The sequence below is a fragment of the Pseudomonas sp. 05T35 genome (assembly GCF_056396605.1).
Window position 1 is genome coordinate 1 of the sequence record NZ_JBFTLU010000516.1, and the last position, 2,919, is coordinate 2,919.

Annotated in this window: 3 protein-coding genes; all 3 read right to left on the reverse strand. The window is 59.8% G+C overall.

Annotation, left to right across the window (positions count from 1 at the left end):
- A partial coding sequence (zapE, locus tag AC1DH9_RS26380; protein ID WP_477809086.1) for a cell division protein ZapE occupies positions 1-1,077 on the reverse strand: 1,077 nt, incomplete at its 3' end.
- Between the two features lie 308 nt (positions 1,078-1,385).
- A complete protein-coding gene (locus AC1DH9_RS26385; protein ID WP_427537396.1) occupies positions 1,386-1,727 on the reverse strand; it encodes a nuclear transport factor 2 family protein in 342 nt (113 codons plus the stop codon).
- Positions 1,728-1,778: 51 nt separating this feature from the next.
- The gene (locus AC1DH9_RS26390) at positions 1,779-2,495 is read right to left on the reverse strand and encodes a helix-turn-helix transcriptional regulator (RefSeq protein ID WP_103314518.1); all 717 of its coding nucleotides are present in this window, start codon (positions 2,493-2,495) and stop codon (positions 1,779-1,781) included.
- Between the last annotated feature and the right edge of the window lie 424 nt (positions 2,496-2,919).

The following is a 2,919-nucleotide window of genomic DNA, read 5'->3' on the forward strand; positions in this document are numbered from 1 at the left end:
GCTGTGGGTCCGGCGAAACGGGAACTCCAGGTAACCCTCGGTATACAGCTCATCCATCGGCACCTGCGCGTCGAGGTACAGCGGCACTTTGCGGTCGTAGCACTCGTCGACCAGCGCGATAAAGCGCCGCACGCTGTCGTCGTGAACCGACAACTGCGGCAGTTCGCGGTCGCCGGCCTCGACGCGCTCGGCACCATCCTCGGTGCCTCGGGCAATGCGACCGGGGCGCTGATGGGCGCTGAGGTTGGGGACTTCGCTCAACAAAATAGCGCTGAAGCGATCACACAACGCCATGAAGTCCATCGCCGCAAATGGCTGCTCGCACAGGTCCGCGTAACGGCACCAGAGCACGGTTTCACTGGCCTTGACGACCGTTACCGAGCGATAGCCGATGATCACCGGATCGCTGGATACCGACTGTCCTTCGGTCAGTTGTTTGAACACCTCACTCATCGGATCGGGCTGACCGGGTGCGCTGACCCAATAACGCTGCAGAGCTGCCCCAGGATGCAATCGGTGATCTTCGCCACCATCCACCGCCACCACTTGCATGTGGCCTTTGATCGCGGCAATCCCCGGCAAAAACCGGTCACGGTTGAAACCGTCTGCGTAGAGCTGATCCGGTGGTTGATTGGAGGTGCAGACCATCACCACGCCTTCGTCGAACATCACCTGAAACAGCCGCCCGAGGATGATCGCGTCACCGATGTCATTGACAAACAATTCGTCGAAACACAGCACCCGCACATCCCGGRCCAACTCACGGGCCAGAGCCCGCAGCGGGTCGGCGGTGCCGGTCAGTTGGAACGAGCGTTGGTGCACCCAGCCCATGAAATGGTGAAAGTGCTGACGCCGCGCCGGCACCCGCAGGCTTTGGTAGAACTGATCCATCAACCAGGTCTTGCCACGCCCGACCGGGCCCCAGAGGTAAACCCCGGTGACCGGCGTTCGGCCCTGATGCAAGGCTTCGTGACACTGCTGCAATGCCATAACGGCATGTTCTTGCGCGGCATCCGGCACGAAGCCTTTTTGCTTGATTGCGTATTGGTAAGCGCTGAGGGGTGAATCGAAGGTCATATCGGCCATGGGTCCGAACGCAAAAGTCCAGAGTATGCCACGACACACGTAGCAGCTGCCGCCAGGCTGCGCATGTATTCAGATAGACCGAGAAGACCGGATTACGAGTGCTTCGCCCTCGAACGCAGGCTTCGCCAGCTGCTACAGAACTCGCGGCGCACACCATTCCGTAGCAGTTGCCGCAGGCGACGTCCGGCTGCGCAGCAGTCGTAAAACCATCCCCCTCGGTGATTCAGGTTCACCGAGTCGTCAGCATTTACGACCGCTACGCGATCGAACGCAGGCTTCGCCAGCTGCTACAGGGGGGGCTAGAGCGAGATATCGAGTCGGGCGATCTTGCCTTGCTCGTTCAGGCGGAACACATAGCGCAGTTCCAGCGGGCTGCCGGGGAACGTGCCGGAAATCAGGTTACTGACCAGAACTTTGCCGGTGCGTTGCTGCACCTCCAGCACTTCGACCCGAGGCTGGTAACGTCTTGCGGTGTCTTCCATCCATTGGGCGATGGCCTGGGTGCCGACCTGATGGGCGCCCTCATCGAAAACATTCGCATCCTCAGCGAAAAAACTGGCGACCGCCGAACTGTCACGGGCATTGGCGGCAGCGATATAGGCGGCAATGGCAGGTGCGAGTGAAACGGCTGGGTTCGACATGGTACGGCTCCTTGTTGGTTGATTCTGGAGCCATTTTAAAGCAGCGCTGTGTCAGTTCTTGTCAGGAGTGAATCGCCCTGCTTCATCCAGTTGCATCGCCTTGCGCCAGGCTCGCAACAGGTCGCTGCGACGCCCCGGATAGCGTTCACCCAGCTCTTGGGCGGCGGCAATCCGGTCGGTACGAAAGGTTCGATAATCCCCGCGCAACTCGCACCAGGCAACGATCACCCGTGCCTCATTCAGAAAACCCAGTGCCAACGGCCAGATCAACCGCTGGCTAGGGGTTTTGTTCACGTCTGCGTAATCGATATGCAACTTGGCCTGCGCACGAATCGCCTGGCGAAACACATTCAATTCCACAGCGTTTTGCGGATAACCGTAACCCGGTGGCCCCGGCAAAACCGTCGGGTTGCGCAAGGCTTCCTGAGCGTCCGGCGCCAATACGGCGGCAATCTTCGCCAACGCATCGGCGGCGGCCTTGCTCAACACCTCATCGCCACGCTGATCGACATAACGCAACCCCAGCACCACTGCTTCCGTCTCGTCGGCATTGAGCATCAACGGCGGCAGAAACAGACCGCTGCGCAGCACATAGCCGATACCCGCCTCGCCGAATATTGGCGCACCGAGGGCCGTCAGTTCGGCGATATCGCGGTACAGCGTGCGCTCCGAGATCTCCAACTCGCTGGCCAGTGTCGCCGCCGTCACCGGACGACTTTTACCGCGCAGCACTTGCAACAAGGTCAACAACCGACTGGTACGCGACACGATCAGCCTGCTCTGTGGAATGAAGGTTGACGGAGCTTAGCAGAGGCCACTGTCAGAAACTGTCAGCAGCAAAAGCCCCTTGTGGGAGCGAGCCTGCTCGCGATAGCGGTGTGACAGTAACTATTACTGCCGAATGTAAAACCGTCATCGCGAGCAGGCTCGCTCCCACAGGGTTAACGTACGATCAAAACGAACGTGTTGCCTGATTTTACGACTGCTTCGCAGCCGAACGCAGCCTCGCAGGCTCGGCAGCTGCTACGACGGGTGTTTAAGCTTGCCTACGCAGTGCCCATCAGAGGCTACAACGCCTTGCGTCATGGCCTACACCTGCGCCAGAATCCGCCGGCTTGTGCGCTTTGGTCCTCGCCTCTATCGTTTCCGTGTCGCTGATTATCAGCGATCGGGTTTGGTAGCCCGGGTAAGG

Bases quoted from the DNA above. Each gene is read 5' to 3' on its own strand.
- AC1DH9_RS26385 (WP_427537396.1), bottom strand. From the start codon at position 1,727: ATGTCGAACCCAGCCGTTTCACTCGCACCTGCCATTGCCGCCTATATC.